The sequence below is a fragment of the Streptomyces sp. NPDC057136 genome (assembly GCF_042670885.1).
Taxonomy (GTDB): domain Bacteria; phylum Actinomycetota; class Actinomycetes; order Streptomycetales; family Streptomycetaceae; genus Streptomyces.
In genome coordinates, this window is sequence record NZ_JBHUUV010000020.1 from 36,823 (window position 1) to 58,738 (window position 21,916).

Annotated in this window: 18 protein-coding genes; 5 read left to right on the plus strand and 13 right to left on the minus strand. The window is 69.2% G+C overall.

The window, feature by feature from the left end; all coding sequences use genetic code 11:
• The first annotated feature begins 158 nt into the window (after nucleotides 1-158).
• Entirely contained in the window at nucleotides 159-3,977 is a 3,819-nt protein-coding gene (locus tag ACFT7S_RS23130; protein WP_382734839.1) for a S8 family serine peptidase, read from the plus strand.
• 134 nt (nucleotides 3,978-4,111) lie between these two features.
• On the opposite strand, the gene ACFT7S_RS23135 is transcribed toward ACFT7S_RS23130, so the two are convergent.
• A complete protein-coding gene (locus tag ACFT7S_RS23135; RefSeq protein WP_382735029.1) occupies nucleotides 4,112-5,128 on the minus strand; it encodes a helix-turn-helix domain-containing protein in 1,017 nt (338 codons plus the stop codon).
• Nucleotides 5,129-5,391: 263 nt separating this feature from the next.
• On the opposite strand from ACFT7S_RS23135, the gene ACFT7S_RS23140 reads away from it, so the two are divergent.
• Nucleotides 5,392-9,093, plus strand: a complete 3,702-nt coding sequence (locus tag ACFT7S_RS23140) for a S8 family serine peptidase (RefSeq protein ID WP_382734841.1) — start codon at nucleotides 5,392-5,394, stop codon at nucleotides 9,091-9,093.
• A gap of 138 nt (nucleotides 9,094-9,231) precedes the next feature.
• Here ACFT7S_RS23140 and ACFT7S_RS23145 read toward each other — a convergent pair whose 3' ends face one another.
• The 3 genes from ACFT7S_RS23145 to ACFT7S_RS23155 all read right to left on the minus strand — a co-directional run bounded on the left by ACFT7S_RS23145 (nucleotide 9,232) and on the right by ACFT7S_RS23155 (nucleotide 13,216).
• Nucleotides 9,232-9,858 (minus strand): hypothetical protein, encoded by a 627-nt coding sequence (locus tag ACFT7S_RS23145; RefSeq protein ID WP_382734843.1) that lies wholly within the window; start codon nucleotides 9,856-9,858, stop codon nucleotides 9,232-9,234.
• Entirely contained in the window at nucleotides 9,858-12,584 is a 2,727-nt protein-coding gene (locus tag ACFT7S_RS23150; RefSeq protein ID WP_382734845.1) for a hypothetical protein, read from the minus strand. The genes ACFT7S_RS23145 and ACFT7S_RS23150 overlap by 1 nt, the downstream gene beginning before the upstream one ends.
• 371 nt (nucleotides 12,585-12,955) lie before the next feature.
• Complete coding sequence (locus tag ACFT7S_RS23155; RefSeq protein ID WP_382734847.1) at nucleotides 12,956-13,216, minus strand: hypothetical protein; 261 nt, start codon at nucleotides 13,214-13,216, stop codon at nucleotides 12,956-12,958.
• A gap of 97 nt (nucleotides 13,217-13,313) precedes the next feature.
• Here ACFT7S_RS23155 and ACFT7S_RS23160 point away from each other — a divergent pair, with 97 nt between their 5' ends.
• Nucleotides 13,314-13,706 carry a hypothetical protein gene (locus ACFT7S_RS23160; RefSeq protein ID WP_382734849.1) on the plus strand — a complete coding sequence of 131 codons (393 nt, stop codon included), beginning with the start codon at nucleotides 13,314-13,316 and terminating at the stop codon, nucleotides 13,704-13,706.
• 1 nt (nucleotide 13,707) lies between these two features.
• On the opposite strand, the gene ACFT7S_RS23165 is transcribed toward ACFT7S_RS23160, so the two are convergent.
• The 3 genes from ACFT7S_RS23165 to ACFT7S_RS23175 all read right to left on the minus strand — a co-directional run bounded on the left by ACFT7S_RS23165 (nucleotide 13,708) and on the right by ACFT7S_RS23175 (nucleotide 15,643).
• Entirely contained in the window at nucleotides 13,708-14,256 is a 549-nt protein-coding gene (locus tag ACFT7S_RS23165) for a hypothetical protein (RefSeq protein WP_382734851.1), read from the minus strand.
• Nucleotides 14,229-14,924, minus strand: coding sequence for a hypothetical protein (locus tag ACFT7S_RS23170; protein ID WP_382734853.1), 696 nt, complete (start codon nucleotides 14,922-14,924; stop codon nucleotides 14,229-14,231). The genes ACFT7S_RS23165 and ACFT7S_RS23170 overlap by 28 nt, the downstream gene beginning before the upstream one ends.
• 221 nt (nucleotides 14,925-15,145) lie before the next feature.
• Nucleotides 15,146-15,643 (minus strand): ATP-binding protein, encoded by a 498-nt coding sequence (locus ACFT7S_RS23175; RefSeq protein ID WP_382734855.1) that lies wholly within the window; start codon nucleotides 15,641-15,643, stop codon nucleotides 15,146-15,148.
• A 309-nt stretch (nucleotides 15,644-15,952) separates the two neighbouring features.
• On the opposite strand from ACFT7S_RS23175, the gene ACFT7S_RS23180 reads away from it, so the two are divergent.
• Nucleotides 15,953-16,804 (plus strand): helix-turn-helix domain-containing protein, encoded by an 852-nt coding sequence (locus ACFT7S_RS23180; protein ID WP_382734856.1) that lies wholly within the window; start codon nucleotides 15,953-15,955, stop codon nucleotides 16,802-16,804.
• 10 nt (nucleotides 16,805-16,814) lie between these two features.
• Nucleotides 16,815-17,006: a hypothetical protein gene (locus ACFT7S_RS23185; RefSeq protein WP_382734858.1), complete on the plus strand. Its 192-nt coding sequence runs from the start codon at nucleotides 16,815-16,817 to the stop codon at nucleotides 17,004-17,006.
• A gap of 53 nt (nucleotides 17,007-17,059) precedes the next feature.
• On the opposite strand, the gene ACFT7S_RS23190 is transcribed toward ACFT7S_RS23185, so the two are convergent.
• The 6 genes from ACFT7S_RS23190 to ACFT7S_RS23215 all read right to left on the minus strand — a co-directional run bounded on the left by ACFT7S_RS23190 (nucleotide 17,060) and on the right by ACFT7S_RS23215 (nucleotide 21,866).
• Nucleotides 17,060-17,701: an OmpA family protein gene (locus ACFT7S_RS23190; RefSeq protein WP_382734860.1), complete on the minus strand. Its 642-nt coding sequence runs from the start codon at nucleotides 17,699-17,701 to the stop codon at nucleotides 17,060-17,062.
• Nucleotides 17,701-18,294, minus strand: a complete 594-nt coding sequence (locus ACFT7S_RS23195) for a hypothetical protein (protein ID WP_382734862.1) — start codon at nucleotides 18,292-18,294, stop codon at nucleotides 17,701-17,703. The genes ACFT7S_RS23190 and ACFT7S_RS23195 overlap by 1 nt, the downstream gene beginning before the upstream one ends.
• A 29-nt stretch (nucleotides 18,295-18,323) precedes the next feature.
• On the minus strand, nucleotides 18,324-18,914 hold the full coding sequence (locus ACFT7S_RS23200) for a pilus assembly protein TadG-related protein (RefSeq protein WP_382734863.1): 591 nt from the start codon (nucleotides 18,912-18,914) through the stop codon (nucleotides 18,324-18,326).
• An 8-nt stretch (nucleotides 18,915-18,922) separates the two neighbouring features.
• A complete protein-coding gene (locus ACFT7S_RS23205) occupies nucleotides 18,923-19,156 on the minus strand; it encodes a hypothetical protein (protein WP_351167447.1) in 234 nt (77 codons plus the stop codon).
• A 200-nt stretch (nucleotides 19,157-19,356) separates the two neighbouring features.
• Nucleotides 19,357-20,433: a response regulator gene (locus tag ACFT7S_RS23210; protein ID WP_382734865.1), complete on the minus strand. Its 1,077-nt coding sequence runs from the start codon at nucleotides 20,431-20,433 to the stop codon at nucleotides 19,357-19,359.
• A 50-nt stretch (nucleotides 20,434-20,483) separates the two neighbouring features.
• Nucleotides 20,484-21,866 carry a sensor histidine kinase gene (locus ACFT7S_RS23215; protein WP_382734867.1) on the minus strand — a complete coding sequence of 461 codons (1,383 nt, stop codon included), beginning with the start codon at nucleotides 21,864-21,866 and terminating at the stop codon, nucleotides 20,484-20,486.
• Nucleotides 21,867-21,916: the final 50 nt, after the last annotated feature.

A 21,916-nucleotide genomic window follows, 5' to 3' on the forward strand; every position in this document is an offset into this window, starting at 1 on the left:
CGGCCGCGATTCCCCAAAGGGCCAACCCAGCTCCCCTTGTCGTAGAGACGACATGTCGCAACCGCGGCACCCGCAACAGGTGACACACGGGCCTCGGAAGCCGGAGTCTTGATCCGAACCGCGCGCTCCACGCCCGCACCTTCTCGAAGAGGCCCCCGATGCACCCACGGCTCCGCCCCGCCGCGCTCATAGCGGCAGGTGCCCTCATCGCCACCCTGGCCCCTGTCCTGGCCCCCGCCTCCCACGCGGCCGCCGCCACCGCCCGCCCGGCGGCCCCCGCCTCCCGGACCTCCACCGTCACCCTCGTGACCGGAGACCAGGTGCACCTGGAGCGCTTCCCCGACGGCCGCCAGGCCGTTTCCGTCGAGCCGGGCGGGCAAGGCGCGGGGGGCAGCTACGAGCAGGTGGAGATCGACGGCGACCTCTACCTACTCCCCGGCGAGGCACTGCCGTATCTGGCCACCGGCGCACTCGACCGCCAGCTGTTCAACATCACCGGCCTGGTGGAGCAGGGCTACGACGACGCCCACACCAAGAGCATTCCGCTGATCGCCCGCTACCGCTCGGGCGTCCGGCTCAACTCCGCCGAGGAGCCCGTCGGTTCCGAGGCGGTACGCACGCTCGACAGCCTGCGGGGCCGCGCGCTGAAGGCCGAGAAGCGACAGGCCCACCGCTTCTGGGAAGCCGTCGGCACCGAAGACCCTAGGACCTCGAAGGCTCCGCAGACCTCGAAGACTCCGCAGACCCCGCAGCTCGGCGCCGGTATCGACCGCCTCTGGCTCGACGCGAGGGTCCGCACCTCCCTCGACAAGAGCGTCCCGCAGATCGGTGCCCCGGAGGCCTGGAGCGCGGGATACGACGGGACGGGTGTCACCGTCGCCGTCCTGGACACCGGCGTCGACGACGCCCACCCCGACCTCGCCGACCGGATCGCCGGGACCCGCAACTTCACCGACAGCCCCACCACCCAGGACGCCTTCGGCCACGGCACCCACGTCGCCTCCACCATCGCCGGCACCGGCGCCGCCTCCCAGGGCTCCCTCAAGGGCGTCGCGCCCGGCGCGAAGCTGCTGGTCGGCAAGGTCCTCGACGACAACGGCATCGGCTCCCTCTCCTCCGTACTCGACGGCATGGAATGGGCCGCCTCCTCGGGCGCCGACGTCGTCAACATGAGCCTGGGCAGCGACACTGCCGGCGACGGTACGGACCCGCTCAGCCTCGCCCTCGACGAGCTGACCGAGACCACTGGCACGCTCTTCGTCGCCTCGGCCGGCAACAGCGGCCCCGGCGAGTACACCGTGGGCACCCCCGGCGCCGCGGACGAGGCACTGACCGTGGGAGCGGTGGACGGCGAGGAGCACCTCGCCGACTTCTCCAGCCGCGGCCCGCGCACCGACGAGGCGCAGAAGCCCGACATCACCGCCCCCGGCGTCGGTATCGTCGCTGCCCGCGCGGCGGGCACCTCGATGGGCGAGCCGGTCGACGACGCGTACACCGCCTCCTCCGGTACGTCGATGGCGGCCCCCCACGTCGCGGGCGCCGCGGCGATCCTGGCCGCGCAGCATCCCGACTGGCAGGCACGGCAGTTGAAGGACGCCCTGATCAGCACCTCCCGCTCCTCCCCGGACTACACCGTCTATGAGCAGGGCGGCGGCCGGGTGGACCTGGCACGGGCGGTGAAGCAGCCCGTACACGCCACCGGCACCGTCGGCTTCGGCGAACTCACCCCCGACTCCGGCCCGCAGAGCGCACAGCTCACCTACACCAACACCGGCCCCACCCCGCTCACCCTGAACCTCACTGCCGAGCTGCGCGACGCCACCGGCCACCCGGCACCCGCAGGCGCGGTGCGCCTGCCCGACGGCGCGACGGTCACCGTCCCCGCCAACGGCCAGGCCCACATCGCCGTCACCCTCGACGCGAAGTCCCTGCCCGCCGGCCGCTACGGCGGCAGCCTCACCGCGACGAGCGGCGACGGGAAGGCCGTCGCGCACACCGTGCTGGCGGCGGCGAAGGGAGCCCCCAAACACAAGCTCACCGTGACCGCCGTCGACCGCGCCGGCCGCCCCGCCTGGGTCACCCCGCTGGTGCTCGTCGGCCCCCACTACCGCGACGACGTCGTCACCGCCCTGCGGCCGGGGGAGACCCTCTCCGTGACGGTGCCCGAGGGCTCCTACTTCCTGCACGGCGTGATCTCCGACCGCGTCAAGAACGGCAGCGTGGAGAGCGTCGTCGTCGACCCCGAACTGACGGTCGACCGCGACACGCATGTGGTCCTCGACGCCCGCAAGGCCGTCCAGGTCCGGATCGAGACTCCCAAGCCGGCCGTCCAGGAAGCCGTCGTCAGCTTCTACACCCACCGCGCCGTCGGCGGACGCAGCATCTCCAACGGCCACATGGACTTCAGCGCCGACGCCCGCCGCCTGTACGTCACCCCGACGAAGAAAGTCACCGACGGCGTCTTCGAGTTCAACTCCCGCTGGCAGCTGACCGCCCCGCAGCTGACCGCCCGCGCGCTGCGGGCAGGCCGCGCGATCGACCTCGAAGGTGGCCTGCTGCACAACTCACCCACGGTGGACGGCCGCCGCAGCATGCGCCTTCTCGACGCGGGCACCGGCCGCCCGGAGGACTACGCGGCACTGCGCAGACGCGGCGTGGACCCGGCCGGCGCCGCGGTACTCGTGGACGCCACGGAGGCCCGCTACGAGGAGCAGGCCGCCGCGGCCTCGGCCGCCGGAGCGGCCACCGTCGTCCTGACCGAAGGGGAGGGCGGCGTCGCCTGGACGCACTGGAACCCCCGGGGCGAACGCCTGCCCCTCCCCGCCGTCCTGACCCGCCACGACATCGGGGAGCGGCTGCGCGAGCAACTGCGCTCCGGGACCACCGCACTGGAGCTGCACGGTATCCCCGACAGCCCCTACCTGTACGACGTGATGCAGGTTTCCCGCCAGCGGGTGCCCGAGCGGGTGGTGCACCGGGTGACGGCCGCCAACACCGCCACGATCACCTCGCGATACCACCACACGGGCGGCGTCCCGTATGCCACGGAGCAGCGCTTCGGCTGGCGCCCCTGGATGAACTCCGCGATCAACCAGTACCGGCGCCACGTGGCCACCCCGCTGACCCGCACCGAGTACGTGAGCTCCGGCGACACCCTCTGGCTCCACCGCGTGCACCACCGCCTCACCTGGGACGACAGCAGCCCCCTGACCACCGGCATGATCCAGCCGACGCGGACCTACCGGCCCGGCGAGCGGCTGACGGAGAGCTGGTTCGCCCCCGTCGTACGCCCCGCCATCCCCCGCGGCGTCAAGGGCATGGCCTCCTACCGCAAGGAGGACGAGCTGATCGTGCGCATACCGGAGTTCGCCGACGCCACCGCAGGCCACTACAGCAGGCCCGACGGCGGCGACTTGGACGACACCCCCGCCGACGAAGTGCGAGCCGCCCTCTACCGCGACGGGAAACTCCTCGCCGAAGCGCCCGCAGCCTGGAAGGACTTCCCGGCAGCCGGCACGGACGGCCGCTACCGCCTGGACCTGAACGTCAAGCGCACCACCCCCGAGTGGTCGCTGTCGACCGCCACCCGCACCAGCTGGTCGTTCACGGCCCCACGCCCACCCGCGGGCGAGACCCCGCTGCTGCCCCTCCTGCAACTCGACTACGACATCCCCACCGACCTCACCGGCACCGCACCGGGACGCGCCCGCACCCTCGAATTCGGGGTGAAGGCACGCCACCAGGACGGCCTCACCGGCCCGAAGGTGGCGGGTATGGAGGTCTCCGTCTCCTACGACGACGGCGCCCAATGGAGCCCGGCGAGGACCACCCCCGAGGGCGACGGGAGTTACGACGTACGGGCCCGCCGCCCGGCCGACTCCCGGACCAACGGCTACGTGTCCCTGCGCGTACGCGCCTGGGACGACCGGGGCAACGAGGTGACACAGGACGTGCGCCGCGCGTACGCCACGAACTGAGCGGCACCCCCATGCCGCCGGCCCGGTGAGTCCGTCAGGTCAGCCGACCTGACGGACTCACCGAGGTTCGCGGCGGAACGGGAAACAGCGGCTCGTATCTCATGACAGCCCCCCTCTGATGACAGCCACCCCTCTCAAGACAGCCACCCCCGTCGCGCCGCCTGCCACACCAACTGCGTCCGCGTCGCGGCGCCGGCGCGCTGCATCAGCACCTGGATCCGGCGCTGCACCGTGCGCTGGCTGACCCCTAGCTGCGAGGCGATCGCCTTGTCCGCGACCCCTGCGACGACCAGCGACAGCAGATACCGCTCGTCGTCGGCGACGTTCGCACCCGGCCGCGGACTGCCGCCGAAGTCGGCCAGCTCACCGGAGTCCGTGACGTGCAGCGGCGACGCCGCCGCCCACTGGCTCTCGAACAGCGCGATCAGCGCGTCGAGCAGACTGCTGCTGCGCACCACCGCGGCCGTCGGCTCACCCAGCGAATCACCCGGACCGCCGGGCATCAGTGGGCAGATGGCGATCGAACCGTCCGCGATCATCAACCGCACCGGCAGCGTCCCGGTAGCCCGCGCCTGCTCACCCGCACGGATGCTCCGGGCAACGTTGTCGACCATGCCGGGCTCCTCAAGCAGCGCGCGCTCGTAGATCGCCTCGTACCGCACCCCACGGGCGAGCAGTTCCCACTCCTCGTCGTTCTCCGCCGCCGGCATGGCCACATGGCCGGCCTTGCAGAACCACCGCATCTCACGGGCCCCGTATGCCACATGACGCAGCCGCTGCCGGATCACACTCGCCCCGGTGATCACCTCGACGAGCTGCCCCGCATCATGCCGCCGCCCCCCGGCCCGGTACTCCTCGGTGAGCTGCTCCACCCCCCGCCGCGCCGACTCCAGCGCCTCATGCCCACGCAGCAGCAGCGGACGCAGCGCCGCATCGGGCGCCACCGGCACATAGCGCACCGCGCCCCCCGCCGGCGAAGCGGCCACCCGCCCCACCAGACCCTTGTCGTGGAGCGAGGCCAACACCCGGTGGGCCTGCGCCGCTTCGAGCCCCAGCTGCTCCGCGATCACTGCGGCATCAGCCTCACGCACCCCTACGAGGAAGCGGTACACCCGCTCCTCCCCCGCCCCGATTCCCGCGGCCTCCAGCATGTGTCCGCCTCTCACGACACCCCCACCCACCCCAACCGATGTACCACCCACCGGACACAGCGTGATCCAACCACACCCGCACACCGGGACGAGGTACGCGATATCACGCACGACGCCCATCCGGCTTCGATACGCGCAAAGTGGCGGCGAGCGGACATGTCGCTTCTTCGTCAGGCGCGGCCGTAGCGTCGGTGCCCCTTCCTGCCGAGGCTTGACCCGCCGGTTGCGGAACCCTCCCTGCCGGCGGAAGGAGAGCGTTCAGCATGCGATTCAAGCGAAGAGCCGCACTGCTCAGCTTCACCTTGGCGACCACCATGGCCACCACCGTGGCCGGCGGCGGCCTCGTGTACGGTGCCGCCCCCGCACCGAAGACCGGGGAGGACGCGGTAACCACCCCTTCCCGAGCGGAAGTCCGCACCGCCAAGGTCACGCTCGTCACCGGAGACCAGGTGACGGTGGCCACGAGGGCGGGCAAGACCCTCGCCGTCAACGTCACCCCGTACCACCGCGCCGCGGCCGAGCTGCGGACGTACACCGTCGGCACCGATGTGTACGTGATCCCGCGCGACGTCGAAGCGCTGGTGCACAACGGCCAGGTGGACGGCCGGCTGTTCAACGTCACCCAGCTCATCGCCCAGGGATACGACGATGCCCACCACACGTCGACCCCGATGATCGTGCGCTACGCGTCCGGCGCCAAGGACACCGCACCCGGCGGAGCCCGCCTCACACGGAAACTCCCCGGCGTACGCGGAGCCGCCGTCAGCGCCGACAAGCGCAAGGGCGCCGCGTTCTGGGAGGCCGTCGACGACGACAGCGCCCGCGCCGGTACCCCCAGGGCCCGCCTGTCGGGCGGCGTCCAGCGCCTCTGGCTGGACGGGCAGGTCAAGGCTCTCCTCGACAGGAGCGTCCCGCAGATCGGCGCCCCGGAAGCGTGGAAGGACGGCTTCGACGGCAGCGGCGTCAAGGTCGCGGTACTGGACACCGGTGTCGACGCCACCCACCCCGACCTCGCCGACCGCATCGCGGAAAGCCGCAGCTTCGTCCCCGGCGAAACGGCGCGCGACGGCCACGGCCACGGCACCCACGTCGCCTCCACCATCCTGGGAAGCGGAGCCGCATCCGACGGGAAGTACCGGGGCGTGGCACCGGGCGCCGAACTGGTCGTGGGCAAGGTGCTCGACGACGGCGGCAGCGGCTCGGAATCCTCGATCATCGAAGGGATGGACTGGGCCGCGCACTCGGGGGCGAAGGTCATCTCCATGAGCCTGGGCGGCGCGGAAGGCGCCGACGGCACCGACCCCATGTCGATGGCGGTCAACGAACTGACGGCGCAGACCGGCGTGCTGTTCACCATCGCGGCGGGCAACAGCGGCCCCGCAGCGACTACCGTCGGCTCACCCGGAGCCGCCGACGCGGCCCTGACCGTCGGCGCCGTGGACTCCACCGACGCGGTCACCGACTTCTCCAGCCGGGGCCCACGAGGCGGTGACGGCGGGCTCAAGCCGGAGATCACCGCGCCGGGCTCGCGGATCGCCGCCGCCCGCGCCGCAGGCACGACGATGGGCACCCCGGTGGACGGCTCGTACACCACCGCGAGCGGCACCTCCATGGCGACGCCGCACGTGGCCGGCGCCGCCGCGATCCTCGCGCAGCGCCACCCCGACTGGACGCCGGCCCGGTTGAAGAGCCAGCTGATCAGTACGGCCAAGACCACCGCCGACACCTCCGTCTACGCCCAGGGCGGTGGCCGCGTGGACGTGGCACGCGCACTCCGGCAGCCCGTATCGGCCGGCGGCACGGCCGACTTCGGACTGCGGGATTGGGACGCCACCGCCCCGGTCGAGAAGAAGATCGAGTACGTCAACGACGGCGACCAGCCGGTCACCCTCGCCCTGAAGGTCGAGAACGCGGGCGAGGAACTGCCGGCCGGAGTGCTCAGCCTGGGAGCCGACTCGGTGACCGTACCGGCGCACGGCACCGCCGAGGTCGCCCTCACCCTCGACACCGTCGGCGTGACGACCGGATCCCACGGCGCGCACGTCACCGCGGTCTCCGCCGACGGGCGGACGGCGGCGGTGACGGCGGTCGGCTTCGGCCGGGACGTACAGCGCTTCGACGTCACGCTGAAGGTGCCCGACCGCGACGGCAAGCCGACGAACGGCATCGCCGCGGTCACCGCCTGGCAGCTGGGCCGCTACGGACTGCCCGAGACGTACCCGGTCGCAGCGGACGGGACCGTCGTGGTGCGCGTACCGCGCGGCGAGCACGCCTTCATCTCGGAGATCTTCCACTACAACTCCGACTGGAGCCGGCTGGAGGAGTACACCTACGCCGCCCAGCCGGGCACGGTGATCGACTCCGATCGGACGTTCACCCTGGACGGCGCCAAGGCCGGCCCGGTCACCATGACCACCTCCCGGCCGACGGAGACCAACCGCACCCGCGTCGGTCTGAACTTCCAGGCCGTGGACGGCGACCTCATCCACGACCGCGAGATGTGGCTGGACCCCGAGACGGCCGTGTACTCCGTCCCGTCGCAGACCGCGAACGAGCGCTTCGAATCGCGCGCCGGCTGGTCGCTCGGTGCACCCGCACTCGACGCCCGGCTCGTCGGGCACGGCAACCGCACCCTGGACGCGGCCTACCTCGAAGGCTGGACGGGCTCCACACGTATCGACGGCACCCGCGTACTGCGCGTGGCGAAGGCCGGCGAGGACGTCCGGGGCAAGCTCGCCCTGGTGAAGCGGAGCGCCGAGCGCACGGTGGGGGAGCAGATCGACGACGCCGCGAGCGCCGGAGCGCACGCCATCCTCATCTACAACGACATCCCCGAGAACTGGCTCGCGGGCAACTGGAGCCCGAGGGCCACCAAGATCCCGGCGATGACCCTCTCCGGCACCCAGGGTGAGGAGCTGGCCGCCCTGGAGAACGCCAGGATCAGGATCTCCGGTACGGCGGTGAGCCCGTACTCCTACGAGCTGCTGAAGTACCGCAAGGGCGGCATCCCCGCCGACCAGCGCTACCGGGTACGTGACAAGGAACTGGCCACCGTCGACTCCTCGTTCCACGCCGCGACGCCGGACACCGAAGGCGGATACGCCCGGCTGACGCGCTCGCCGATGCAGCCGACGGCGTACTTCGGCTTCGAGCGCATGGTCCTGCCGCGCTCCCGGACCGAGTACGTCTCCGCGGACGTGCCCACCTGGGAAGCGGTGAAGGCCGGCCCCGTGTGGACGGCGGACGGCTCCTGGAAGATGACGAGCGCCTCGGTACTCAAGGCCGGACAGCGCGTGCACCGCGACTGGAACAAGGCCGTGGTCCGCACCGCGCTGCCGGACGCACAGCCCAACTCGGCCGTCCGGCTGGGCGATGTCGGTGTCATCTCGTCGGCCGGTCTGCTCGACACCGCGGCGGACCAGTACTTCTCCGCCGAATCCGGCACCGACAAGGCGCTGTCCACCGTCTACCGGGACGGCTCGCTCCTCGGCACTGCCCGCTCGGCGCCCGTCGCCTTCCCGATGGCGGCACAGCGCGCCGAGTACCGGGTGGTCACCGACGTGCAGCGGGACGCCCCCGGCTGGACGACCTCCACCAAGGTGAGCACCGACTGGCGCTTCCACTCCGAGCGGAAGGAAGGAATGACCCTGCTCCCCGTCCTTTCGGTCGACTACCGACTCGACGTCGACCAGGCCAACAGCGCCCGGCCACGCTCCACCACCCACATCGGACTGGGCGTGCGCTACCCCAAGGGCCTGAACGGCCTGAAGCTCACCGGGGCGAAGCTGTGGGCCTCGTACGACGACGGTGCCAACTGGCGGCAGATCCGCCTCGACGGCGACCTCAACGGCACGATCGGTAACCCCGCGAACGCGGGCTTCGTGTCGCTGCGCGTCCAGGCCACCGATGCCGACGGCAACTCCGTCGACCAGACGGTGACCCGCGCCTACCAGATCCGCCGCTGACCGGTGCCGGGGCGCCTGCATTGCAGGCGCCCCGGCGCTCGCGTCCACCGGTTCCGCCCATGCCGCGTGCGCGGCGGCGAAACGCGCCGGCAAGATCCTCTCGCCCCACCGAGATCAGCCGCAGCGCATCGTCTCGGTTCAGGCGACCTGCTGGGCGGCCAGTTCACGGATTTCGGGAGGCAGCGTCTCGTCCGCGGCCAGCCGGGCCAGGGCCTCACGGCTCTGCGGGACCTCGGCCGTGTGGCGGAGTGCCCACACGGCCTGCTCGGCGGCCATGCCGCGCTGCGCGTACCGTTCGGCGAGCTCCATCGCCCACGGAGTGATCGCCGCGGTGTCATCGACCATGAGCCCGCACCAGTACAGGACCTGTTCGGCGATCCAGGCAGAGATACGGACGGTCCACCGGTCGGTGAAGTCCGTCGTGTCGAAGCCTCTGCGCGCGCACTCCGCCTCGGCCTCGGCCATGCGTTCCCGCGTCACACAGCGGGCGTACGGCATGTACTCCCGCAACACGCGCCTGGTCTCCGTCCATTCGGGCCAGGACGCGTCCGGGCCCAGGAACTTCAGAGTCACTTCGGGGGGCGGTTCGGGCGTGGTGAGGGGAGCCGGAGGCAGGCACGCTTCGAGCACGGCTCGCGCGTAGGCGATGTTCTCTCGGCTCTCCGATGTCTCCGGCGGCCAGACGAAGCCGAGGTCCCAGGAGTACGGCAGGTCGCGTACGGCCTCGGGAAGCAAAGGCTCCTTCCCGGCGTTTTCCGTGGTCATCACGAGACTCCCAGGTATTCCATCGCGCTCTTGGGATCCTTCATCTTGCCGGAGTCACGAGCGGCCTGCTTCTCGGCGTCGGTCTTGGAGTTCCACGCGGCGTCCAGGTCCTTCAGCTGCTTGGGGGTGACGTCCTGACCGGCGATCCGGACGCCGAGGCCGTTGTCCGCGATGGTCTGAGCCGGGGTGCCCGGCGGGGATGTACCGGTCTTCTTGTCCTTCTGGAAACCGTTGAAGATCTTGTCCCAGTCCTTCGAGGTCTCGATCTCGTAGCGGGCCGCTCGCGGCGGTGTCGCTCCGCCCTCCTGGGCCCAGTCCGCGAGCCGCTTGGCCTGAGCGGGGAGGGATGCCTGCGTGGTCGCGTTGGCGGTGTTCTTGACCTCCACGACGTGCACCTTGCCGTCCTTGCCCTTGTACGCGACGTCGACGTCGTCGATGGCGCTGACATCGACCGGCTTGCCGTCGCCGAAGTCCACCGACTTGCGGCCCTTCTGCGCACCGACACTCGCGAACACCTTCGTGCCCTCGGCCGCGTCGAGGTCGGCGGCGCGCTTGGCCGCCCGGGCCTCCGCCATGGCTTCGGCCAGCTGGTGGCGGTCGTTGGCCTTGAGGACGGTGCCGCCCAGGGAGCCGCGGCTCTGGGTGTCGATGCGCTTGTCGTTGAGCGTGTCGGTGAGATCGTCCAGCGCGGAGGCGAGTTCGTCCTTGCCGAATTCGCCTCGGCTCGGGTCGGGCTTGTCCTTGGCCTTCGCTACCAGCTTGTCGACTGCGCCCTCGTTGAGGCTGAAACGCTCGGACTTGGGCGTCTTCTGCTTGTCACTGGCGTCCCGGATGGTCTGCTTGGCCCGCTCGGCCGCCTCGGAGAGTTCGACTCCGTCAGCGGCCCGGTCGGCGTCGCCCGCTTCCTTCTGGGCGTCGCGGGCGTTGTCCGCCTCCTCGCCCTCGCACCTGCCGGTGCCTTCCGCGAGGACGATCAGGGGGGACCCGGCCTGTCCTGCGGCCAGGATTCCCGTGCCGGAGCCGGGCACGCCGCCGGGCGCGCGGGGCTTACGGGCGGCTCCTTCACCCTCGTACGGTACGAGGGTGGCGGCGCCCAGCGCGATGCTGCAACTGCCGTGCTCCTCCGCCTTCTCGACCGAGTCGTCGGCGTGCTCCTGCGCCTCGTCGGCCGCCTTACGGGCTCCCTGGGCGTCACCGAGCCCAGCCGCCTTGCGGGCCCGGCCCGCGGCGTCCTTGGCCTTGTCGGACACCTCGGCGATGGCTTGGGCGAGCTTGCCCAGCTTGCCGAGTTTGCTGGCCTTTCCGGCGACCTTGGCCGCGTTGTAGCCGGGGATGAAGAGCGAACCGACATTCCAGATGACGTTGGTGGCGGCCTGGGTCTCCTCGCCCCGGTTCCAGGTTTCGCGGACCTCCTCGCCGACGAACATGTCGTCCAGGACCTTGGTGCCCGTGTTGACCGAGGCGCCGCCCCAGTCGGTCAGTGCGTCGAAGTAGTCACCGTCGGCCCACTTGTCACCGGCGTCCTTGGAGTCCGCGCTCCACTGGTCGCCGAGCGACTTCCCGTAGTCGCCGATGCCGGTGACGGTGTCGATGGGGTGGACGACGGTGTCCCACAGGTCGGTGACATCGCCCACGATGCCGTCGACGAACAGGCCCTCGCCGACCTGCCCGAGCTGATCGAGGGTGCACCCGAGGAAGCCGGAGCACTCCTCCTTCTTCTCGCCGTCCGTGTTCTTGTCGCCGGCCGAATCGTCCCCATCGGCGACGATCGGCTCGTAGGGGTCGGTGGGATCGCCGGCCTCGTCGGACTCGTCGGCGCCGTCCGTCCCGCCGGTGGCACCGGCGCTGTCTCCACCGCCGGTTTCGCCGCCGCCGGTTTCGCCACCTGTGGCCTCGCCTGTGGAGCCACCCGTCTCACCGCCGGCGCTGCCACCGGTTCCCTCGCCGGTCGTGCCTCCCGTCTCTCCCCCGGTGCCGGTGCCACCACTGCCGGTGCCACCACTGCCGGTGCCACCGCTGCTGGAACCACCCCCCGCGTCGCCACCGGTGACGCCACCAGTCGAACCGCCGGTCGAGATGGAGCCATCCGTAGTCGGGCCGGTCTGGCCCTCTGTCCCGCCGCCCGCCTCGACCGTCTGGTCACCGGTGGCCCCGCCGGTGGGGCAGGCCGTGCCGGTGACCGAGCAGATGGCCGACCTGAAGCCGTCGGCGATCTGACCGCCGGCCCCCGTCAGGATGATCGCCAGCACAATCCCCGCGACGAGAGTGACCAGCCCCACGTACTCCACCGCCGACTGCCCGCGGTCCCGCCGCCACTTGATCATGTGGGGCAGCGAGAAGGGGGGACGCCCGGTCCGCCGCGCCCCCGCGAGCCGGAACCACTGCCGGCTCTCCCCCCGGCACAGGAACACGAGAATCACGACAGGCAGAAAGAGCTGAGTGAAGCCCTGGACCGAACCGTCACGGATGTTGGACAGGCCGCCGAGGATCAGCCACGCCTGCACGGCGATGAGGCCCCACCACACGCGGACCCCACCGGTCCAGGCGCGCCGCGCCAGTATCCAGCCGACCGTCCCTGGCGCTGCCGCGTACGCGAGGAGTCCCAGCAGCGTGCCGTTCACCGCGTCCAGCGAGGCGGCGGTGAGGAACAGACCGACGCCGCCGAGCACGGTCGCCCCGAACAGCACGTACACCAGCCAGCGGGCCACCATGAGCGGCTGCGGCATGGGGCGGCGGGAAGCGTCATCGACCTGCGATGACACTCCGGACCATGGGAGACCGCCAGAGACGGACATATTGACCTCAACCCCCGGAACGGAAACGGCCGTTCATGGTGGCGCGCGGCGCCCCACCCCGGCGGTCAACCGTACGGAGCGCGGACGCGCGTGCCATAGGCCCCAGGACCCAAACATGGACCCGAATCCCGCCCGTGCCACGCATCGACGAGGTCGCAACGCCCCCTCCCCGGCCCCTTTTTGGTCTTCGTGACGTCCGCCCAGACGTCAACGAGGCATGACTACCCAGGACTTGTGCCCCCGGTGCGGGGCCAGCGCCCTGCATACGCCCCACTCACCACCCCAGTCGTCGACGACAGCGGTCAGTAGCCACAGCGCCCGCCTACGCCGCTGCGCGCAGAGCTCGGCGAACCGGGACCGGCGTGGTCCGGGTGCTGATCCCAGACGAGCAGGCGTAGAGCGTCGTCGCGGTGGCGGAGGGAGAGGTAGAGGTCCTTTTGCGGAGTGAGCGTTGCGTTGACCGCTACGAGTTCGGACGCAATCTGGGCGGCGGGCCAGGTGTAGGAGGCGAGCCCATGCGCGTGGAGAGCGGCCGTGACCACGGCGCGCGGAGATGGAGACATGACTGACTCCCCTTGAACGGATGGCCTGCTGGAGGGCTAGCCGCGATCGCGCGCGGGTCACGTCTCTTGGGGGTCGCCCCCGGACCCGTATCCGAAGATGGGGGCGCGCTGCCCTACGTCTACCGACGTCACCAAGTACGGCCCCGTCGGCCGCGACGACCACGGCCGGATCGAGACTGCCTGCCTTCAAGCGATCGCGGTGTGCGCCGCCGACACCGGCATCCATCACCTGGCCGTACGCGAACCGCAGGTCCCCTCCCCCGCACCCGTCGCCATCCAGAACGGTCCGGCCGTCTTCCACGACGGAGCACAGGTACCCCTCGATACCGCACTGAAGCTGGTGCGACTCATGCTGCGCGACACCGGCGCCTGGTGCCGGTTGGAGGTGGACGCTGACCTTGCCGGTGGGCGCACCCCAACAAGCCTGTGCCCCGCATCCACGTTTTGGGTGCGGGGCACAGTGCTGTGCTGCGTTCGGGTGAGCCCGTGACCTACCTGTCGGCCTTGTCCAGGCGCCATGCAACCATTCCCGTGACCCCTGGGATCCCCTCGGTGACGATCCTGGCCTTGGCCGCTGAAGCTGTGATGCGCAGGCGAAGTGGGACGCCGTCGCACTGCACGGTCTGGCGGACCCTGTCGTTCAGGACTACAGACAGGGAGATCTTGCCCTTTCCGGCACAGGCGACCGCCAATTTGTACGAGCGCCCTCGTATCAATTCCGGCTCGGTGTGAAATCCGTCGCTGACACGTTCAAGACCCGCCTCGACAAACGTCGGATCACCGTCACTGACCTCCGCTGTGTCGAGAACTTCCTCGACCTGCTTACCAAGCTTCTTCTCAGCACGGGCGGACGCTTCGGAGGGGTCCGCGCCTTGTTGCCCTGGACTGCTCTCCGACGCGCTAGGCCCTGTTGGTCCGCCGGGTTCGTTTGTGCACCCGGCGGCAAGAGCAATGGAGAATACGGAAACACAACAGAGAACGATGCTACGCCGCAAGGGGCGCGGTTGCCGCCTCATGAATTCGTCGTCCAGTATCGCCAACCGATCTCCTTGGTGGGGAGCTTCGCAGCACCTGAGCCGATCTTCACTTTGCCGCAACGGTCTGAACTGGTCTTGTACTTTGCCCAATTCACCTTGTAGCCCCAAGAACCATACTGCAGGTGACCATACTTCCGCGGGGGTATTTCACGCGTGTATGTGTGGCCCACGGTAACCCCCACTTCCGCAACCACCTTGACTTCGAACTCCGCCTTGACCTCGGCAAGAATGATGGTCGCACTGGCCCCTGCGGTGCCACTGACCTCGACCCCGATCTTGCCCGCCTTCTCGACGGTGACCCTCATCGATCCGCCCGGACCGTCCTTGAAGCTGGTGCCGTTCCACCAGGACGGAATGTGATAGCTCTTCTTGCTGCTCACCTGATACCAGGTCTTGACCGGGTTGTCGCAGCGCATGGTCCCAATATCTCCGTCGGCACTCACCTCCGGCAGAGCGGAAAGGGAGCGATCGGTGGCAGTCTCGACGGCCGACTTGGAAGGACCTTCCACCACGCTGACAGCTGAACCCTGAGTGGCGACTTGTTCAGACGTGACGGCTTCGGGCGCTACGTCGAGCGGAGCCTCCACTGCGTGGGCCGCAGTAGCCAATCCCGCCGCGACGACGAAGGCCGTGGCCGGAATCAGTACGCGCCGCATCATTGCTTCTCTCACGTTGATTCCCCCTGTAGTGATGCACAGTTGACTGGTCAGGTCAGTAAGCAACCTAGGCAACTTCCGCAATCCCTACGGCGTTTATCAGATTTTTTGAGGAAGACTTGAGGGTGCGATGCGGGTTGACAAACGCAAGCGGTGAGGGACAGGCAATTGAGCCCTTTCCAGTTCGTCCGCCGCGCTGGACATAACGAGACCGGCGCTGACGCCGCATGACCCGGTCAACGGGGCATGACCACCCAGGACTTGTGCCCCCGGTGCGGAGCCAGGGCCCTGCATACGCCCCACTCACCACCCCAGTCGTCGACGACGGCGGTCAGCAGCCACAGCGCCCGCCTACGCCGCTGCGCACAGAGCTCGGCGGAACCGGGACCGGCGTGGTCCGGGTGCTGGTCCCAGACGAGCAGGCGTAGTGCGTCGTCGCGGTGGCGGAGGGAGAGGTAGAGGTCCTTTTGCGGAGTGAGCGTTGCGTTGACCGCTACGAGTTCGGACGCAATCTGGGCGGCGGGCCAGGTGTAGGAGGCGAGCCCATGCGCCCGGAGGGCGGCGGTGACCACGGCCCGCGCGATGGCTGGGCTGCGGGGGTCTCCGGGCAGGGTGAGGCTGAGGGCCAGCCTGTTGCCGGAGCGGCGCTTGGGGTACGGGGCGGGGTGCGGGTTCGGGTCGGGTGCGGGCTCCTCGGGTACGGGACAGAGTGCGGCGCGCGGAAATGGAGACATGACTGACTCCCCTTGAACGAATGGTCTGTTGGCGGGGTTCTCTTTCGCGTCGGAGCGCACGAGGTGCTCGCGTCTTACCGGATGAGTAGTGGCCTGTCTCCCTGACGCGGGCCGGCCCCTCCCAGGGCAGGAGGTGCGGGCAGGACCGCGTGATGCACTTCCAACCCATCCGAGCGTGAGCGGTGCGTTACTGACTGTAGGACGCCAGGGGTCATATTGGCCACCCTGTGCCGCTGATTTGAACCCTTACGTGGTCGAAGGCACCCTCTGCACGGCAGACTTCACCGGGTAGGTCACGGAAGGACTGACATGGCAGCGCGAACGTCCCCGACCGAGCGTCAGAAGCGCCTGGGCTCCGAACTCCGGAAGATGCGCACGACGGCCGATGTTTCCGCCGAGAACGCAGCCAAGCTTCTCGGCGTCGACCGCTCCAGGCTCTCGAACATCGAGCAAGGTTTCCGAGCCATCAGCGAAGAGCGTGTGCGCACGCTGGCGGAAGCGTGCGCCTGCACGGACGAGGCGTACGTCGTCGCGCTGACCGACATGGCCCGTCCCGCGCGACGCGGCTGGTGGGAGCGCTATCGAAGCGCGCTCCCCGCCGGGCTCCTGGATATCTCCGAGTTGGAGGCACACGCACCTCGGATGCGAACCGCGCACTCCGTGCACATCCCGGGGATTCTCCAGACCAGCGACCACGCCCTGGCCGTCTTCCGGGTCGTTGTCCCTGCGCTCCCGGAGCACGAAGTCGCCCTGCGTCTGGCTCATCGGGTGGAACGACAGCAGGTACTGAGCGGCGTGACACCCCAGGAGTACGTCGGCATCATCCACGAAGCCGCACTCCGGATGCAGTTCGGTGGCCGCAACGTCGCCCGTGCACAGCTTGAGCACCTGCTCGCCGTGTCAGAAGGCCGCCATGTATCCCTCCGCGTGATCCCGTTCGAAGCCGGCGCCTTCCCTGGTGCGGGGCAGACCGTGAACTACGCCGAGGGACCCGTGCCGCAGCTGGACACTGTGCAAGTGGACAGCACTCATGGGCCCGAATTCCTCTACGGGGAAGCTCAGCTGGCCAAGTACCGTTCACACCTCGACTGGATGGAGCGGCTTGCGCTGCCGTCCGAGAAGTCACGCGACTTCATCCATGACATCGCACGTCACCTCTGAGGGGAGTCTCATGCAGGGCATCACGTGGGAAGAGGCGTTCTGCGGTGAGGGAGCCAGCTGCTACCGCCTCGGCACCGACGAACAGGGCAACAGTTACATCGCCAAGCAGGGCGAAGAGGGCTTCTACCTCACCGACACCCGCGGGGCACTTCAGCAGATGATCCGCGACATCAAGGCCGGCAAGGCTGACCACCTGTTGTAACGGCAAGCGCCCGGCACCGCGACATGGTCACGGTGCCGGGCGCTGCACGTGGATCAGCTCTGCGAGCCCTCCGCGCGGGGGAAGGAGACTTCCACCCGGCGGTTCTTCTTGCGGTTCTCCTCCGTGGAGTTGCTGGCGATCGGGAACTGCTCGCCGTAACCACGGATCTCGAACGTGATGCTGGTACCGGTCAGCGCCTTCTGCAGAACACCGTGCACGGCTTCGGCACGCTGCTTGGAGAGGACGTCGCCGTGTGCGGACGATCCGAGATTGTCGGTGAAGCCGAACACCCGGACCTTCTTGGCGTCCTGCTTCTTGATCTCCTCGGCAATCGCGTTGATACGGCCGCTGGCCGCAGAGCTCAACTTCGCACTGTCCTTGCCGAAGAGGACTTCAGCCTGGAGCGCGAACTTGATGTCCGAGTTGGTGTCCTCGCGGCGCTCGTCGCCCCCCAGGTCCTCGACGACGGACTTGATGTCGAGGACCTTGGGGGCGGCGAGGGTTGCGCCGTCGGGGAGCTTGAGGTCGGTGTCATTGGCATCGACCCGGACGGGCGCTTCCGCCGAAGCCGAGGGGTACGGGCTGTCATCGGCGACGGCTTGCGGAGCGCCCGCGACGCCCAAGGCGACTACCCCAGCGAGCACGGTCATCGCCACGCGGGCCCGGGCCCGCTGGGTGGTGATCGCGGCACTCATCAGGAGATCTCAATCGTCGCGGTGGTGAAACCTGGGAACTGAATGTCCACCTTGGTGGTCGTCTGAGCAGGCGAGGGGAACTGGGCGAAGAAGGGAAGGCTCTTACCTGCATCGATCCCGGAGTCGTAACTGGTCGTCGTCAACGGCCGGTTATCCGTATCACGCAACACGTAGTAGCGCTTCTTGTCCTGAGAGTCCACAAGGGTCATCGCCGCCAGGGACGGCCCGGTCCGCGCAACGGCCTCCTCCTGGCCGCTCCACTGAACCGGCGTCACCACGCGGCTTCCCGTCGTGTTCTTGAACTCGCCAGTCAGAGTGAGGAATCCGCCCTCATCCCGCTTGGCGACATGCACGATCAGGTCAATGCCCTTGTCGCCCTTTACGGTTACAAGAACCTGGCTGGTATCCGGCAGTTCTTCTCCACCGGCGCTGCCCGTTTCCTTGTCCTTGGCCGGCGCCGAAGAACTCGAGGGCTCCTTGCCCTTCCCATTCCCGTCGTCGCTCCCGCAGGCAGCCATCGACAGGGTCAGGGTCGCAGCCAGTAGGACTGCAGCGCCGGCACGACGCGGGCCCCTCACGTACCGAATACTCATTGATCCAGATCCTTTGCGGTCATTCGAGGTCAGCCCTCGGCCAGTCGTACGGTGAAGAGATCGGTCATGTCTGGCAGGAGCGCCAGGTCCTTGGGGTCGATCACCCACACCTTGGTGTCACAGGCGAGCGTGCCGGGGGACGGCGACGTCAGGTCCGGGTTCGGGATGAACTTGCAGCGAGGCTCGACGACGGCCACTGACGTTGCCTTCGCACGTTTCCCCTCGCTGCCCGGAACCAGGTTCGCGCTCATCCCCTTGTTCGACCTGACACCAACCGTGAATCCCCAGCGGCCGTCGAAGAGCATGCGGCAGTCGACAGGAGTGGCCTCGTTCTGTGCGGCAAACCTGGACGCCTGCACGCACCCGTTGTGGGTACCGGGAAACGGCCCGTTGAACACGAGGGTGAGGTAGGCCCTGTCCAAGATGTGGGCCCGCAGGTCCACCTCTTCTAGACTGCGAGACTCCTGGGCCGCCGCCAGCGCCGCGGCATCCGCCGCGCTCTGGGCCCCATTGCGCCTGACATCGGCTTCACCGAACGCAAAGAAGATCAACGCGAGAAAGAGCAGGCCCACCACCGCTGTGATGTACAGCGGTGCGGCCTGCCCTGCCTCGGACTTCATGCGACGGATCATCCGTTGAGAACGGAGTCGATCTTCTCCTTGAACTTGCCGGAGATCGTCTCGCCCATCTTGGTCTGCAGCAGCGCCACGACGATCGCCACCACAAGGATGGTGATGCCCACGTACTCGATGGCGCCCTGACCCTTGTCGCTGCGACGCTTCATGGCCTTGACGGCCGTGTTCGCCCAGGTGTTGACGTAGACCTGCGTGGTGGTGGCGGCCTTCAGGGTGATGTTCGACATGGTGTTCCCCTCCGAGTTCGGCCGACCGGAGATCGGCCGACGCTACGTATGTATTCGTGTCGTCCGCGCTTCCGGCTTCCTCCTGGCCGGTCTCGCTTTCGACATGAGAAACGTACGTCGGGGACGCACCCAGTTGCATGGGCCTGCGGGCCCAACTCCGGGCCCAAGCCTCCAGTTGGGCCTTCAGGCCCATCGTCGTGTCAGCCATGTCGCGTCGACCCCCCGGACGACATGCGGTGCCAGACGGCGATGGCCTCGCCCCGGCTGCCGGCATTCAACTTGGCGAAGATGCGGTTGATGTGGTTCTTGACGGTCTTCTGGCTGATGAAGCAGGTGGCCGCGATCTGCTGATTGGTCATGCCCGACGCGATCAGGTCCATCACTTCCACCTCCCGTTCGCTCAGCTCGGCGATCATTCCCTGGGCCGCAGGCGCGGGAACCCCTGTAGACGAATGTGCCACAGATGGTTGCGTAAGCGAAGCCCCTTGCGGAAATCGTGGTGCGCTCAACTCGCCCTGAACTGCTCCCACCTGCGGGTTCAGTACCGGGTTGGGCATCGGTCGGTTCGGCGTGTCGTGTGCGGATGCAGATACTGGCGCGGGCGGCACGGTAGGTCGGTAGCCGGGGCCGCTGAACGCCGTGCCCAGTCCTTCCGGCAGCTGGCCGCCCTGGCCCGGGCCGCCCCCTCCCCGTACCGACTCACGCAGGGCGCTGGAGGCGGAGTACGTGAAGTGCGCCCGGCCCTCCTTCGTGTCCCGCACGGCTGCCACCAGCTGGTCGGCGGTGAACTCTCCGTGCACCAGATAGCCCCCGGCGCCCAGTCGCAGCGCCTCGTGGACGATCTCGCTCTCGCGGCTGTACGTCATCATCAGGACCGGAGCCAGACGCACCAGGTGCGGCAGGGCCGAGATTCCGTCGACCCCAGGCATGCGGACGTCCAGCAGGACGACATCGGGGCGGTGCTGGACCGCCATCTCGTACGCCTGTCGGCCGTCGTTCGCCTCCGCGACCACGTCGATGTCGTCGCGGCCGTGGAGCAGGACCGTCAGCCCGGCGCGTACGACCGGGTTGTCGTCGGCGACGACAACTCTCAGAGGCAGCGGCGCCGGCATGGCGTGCGGGCCGGGGAAGGCCGGGAACTCGGTGGATGCCGTCGGGGTGGGGGGACCGGAGGTGGGTGGGGAGCTGAGCGGGCTGGGACGCGAGGACGTGTGCTGCGAGACATGCGGGTGCTGTGCCCACTGCTCTCCGGAACTGCGGGAGATCTCGTCCGGCATGGTGCGGCCTCCTCTCTCAGGGTGGGGACTGTGGTGGAACGGCGGATGGGTCAGTTGTTGTCAGGACGCGTGCGTTGAGTGGGTATCTGCGGGAGCGATGGCGGATACCCGGGTGGTGGGGTGGGAACAGTCGGTGTCGGAGGTGCCAGGTCCATCGCTGCCAGCGACAGGTCGAGCCGGACCTCGGTGCCTCGTGCGGCATGGCCCCGGCCGATACGGATGCGGGCGCCGATGGACGCGGCGCGCTCGACCATGCCGACGAGGCCGAAGTGGCCTGCCTTGCGGAGGTCGGCCAGCGAAGTGCCCGGGGGCAGGCCGTCCCCGTCGTCGTACACGCTGATCCGCACGGTGTCGCGGACCAGGCCCGCGGAGACGTCCACATAGGTGGGGTGGGCGTGCCGCTGGGCGTTCTCCATGGCCTCGGTCGCGATGGTGAGTGCGTGCCGGGCCACAGCGTGCGGGATGGGCGGGACGGGACCGTCGCCGAGTTGGTGGAAGACCGCCTTCACGCCGTGGCGCCGCTCGAAGTCGGCTGTCCGCGCTCGGAGTTCGTCCATGACGTCCACGCCACCGTCCAGGCCGGATTCCCGGCGCAGGTCGGAGAGGAGTTCGCGGGACTCGGCAGCGGCACGACGGGCGGCGCGTGCCACCAGCTCCGCCTGGTGCTTGACGGTGAGCGGGTCCATCCGGTCGGCCGTCCCGGCCAGTCCGTCGGCCGCGAGCGCGAGACCGTGCAGGGTCTTGGCCACGGAGTCGTGCATCTCGCGGGCCAGGCGGGCCCGCTCCTCCTCCACCGCGCCGTTCACCGCAAGGCGGGCCCGGGTGTCCGTCAGCGCCTGGGATGCGGCACCGAAGCGGAGGAGTAGACCCCGCAACGTACTGCCAACCGCCCCGGCCATGATGCAGAGCCCGACGAGAAGGAGCGCTGACGAGTCTGCTTCCACCTTGTTGCTGATCCCGTATGCGGCTGCCAGCAGGAGCGTCTGCAGGACAGCGAAGATCGCGCTGCCGCGCCAGCCGTAGACCAGGCCCGCAAGCAGGGGAGTACAGACCGTGACATACGTGAGAGTGGAGCCGGGGGTGGCTGCGAAGAGCAGGAGCGCACCGAACAGCATGTCTGCAGCGAGCAGGGAGGGGTGGCGCAGGAGGATCGGGCCGAAGCGTTCCCAGTCCCGCATCAGCGCGTACGACACCATGACGGTGACGAGTACGGCCGCTCCCACCAGCCAGCTGCCCAGCCTGTCGTCGACGCCGTCGAGTGCGAAGGGCGCGGCGAGGGCGGTCATCGCGAGGCGGAAGCCGAACAGCTGGCGGCAGAGGGCCTGGAGCGCGTTCACCTGGATGGGCAGCGCCGGAACGTGGCCGGGCGTGCTCTCGGCCGTGGTCGCGTCGGGTCCGCCGGTGAGTGCCGGACCGGTCTGTCGGGGGCTCATGGGCCTTTCACCTCCTCGTCACTGTCAGGTGGGTGCGCTCCGTGCTCCGT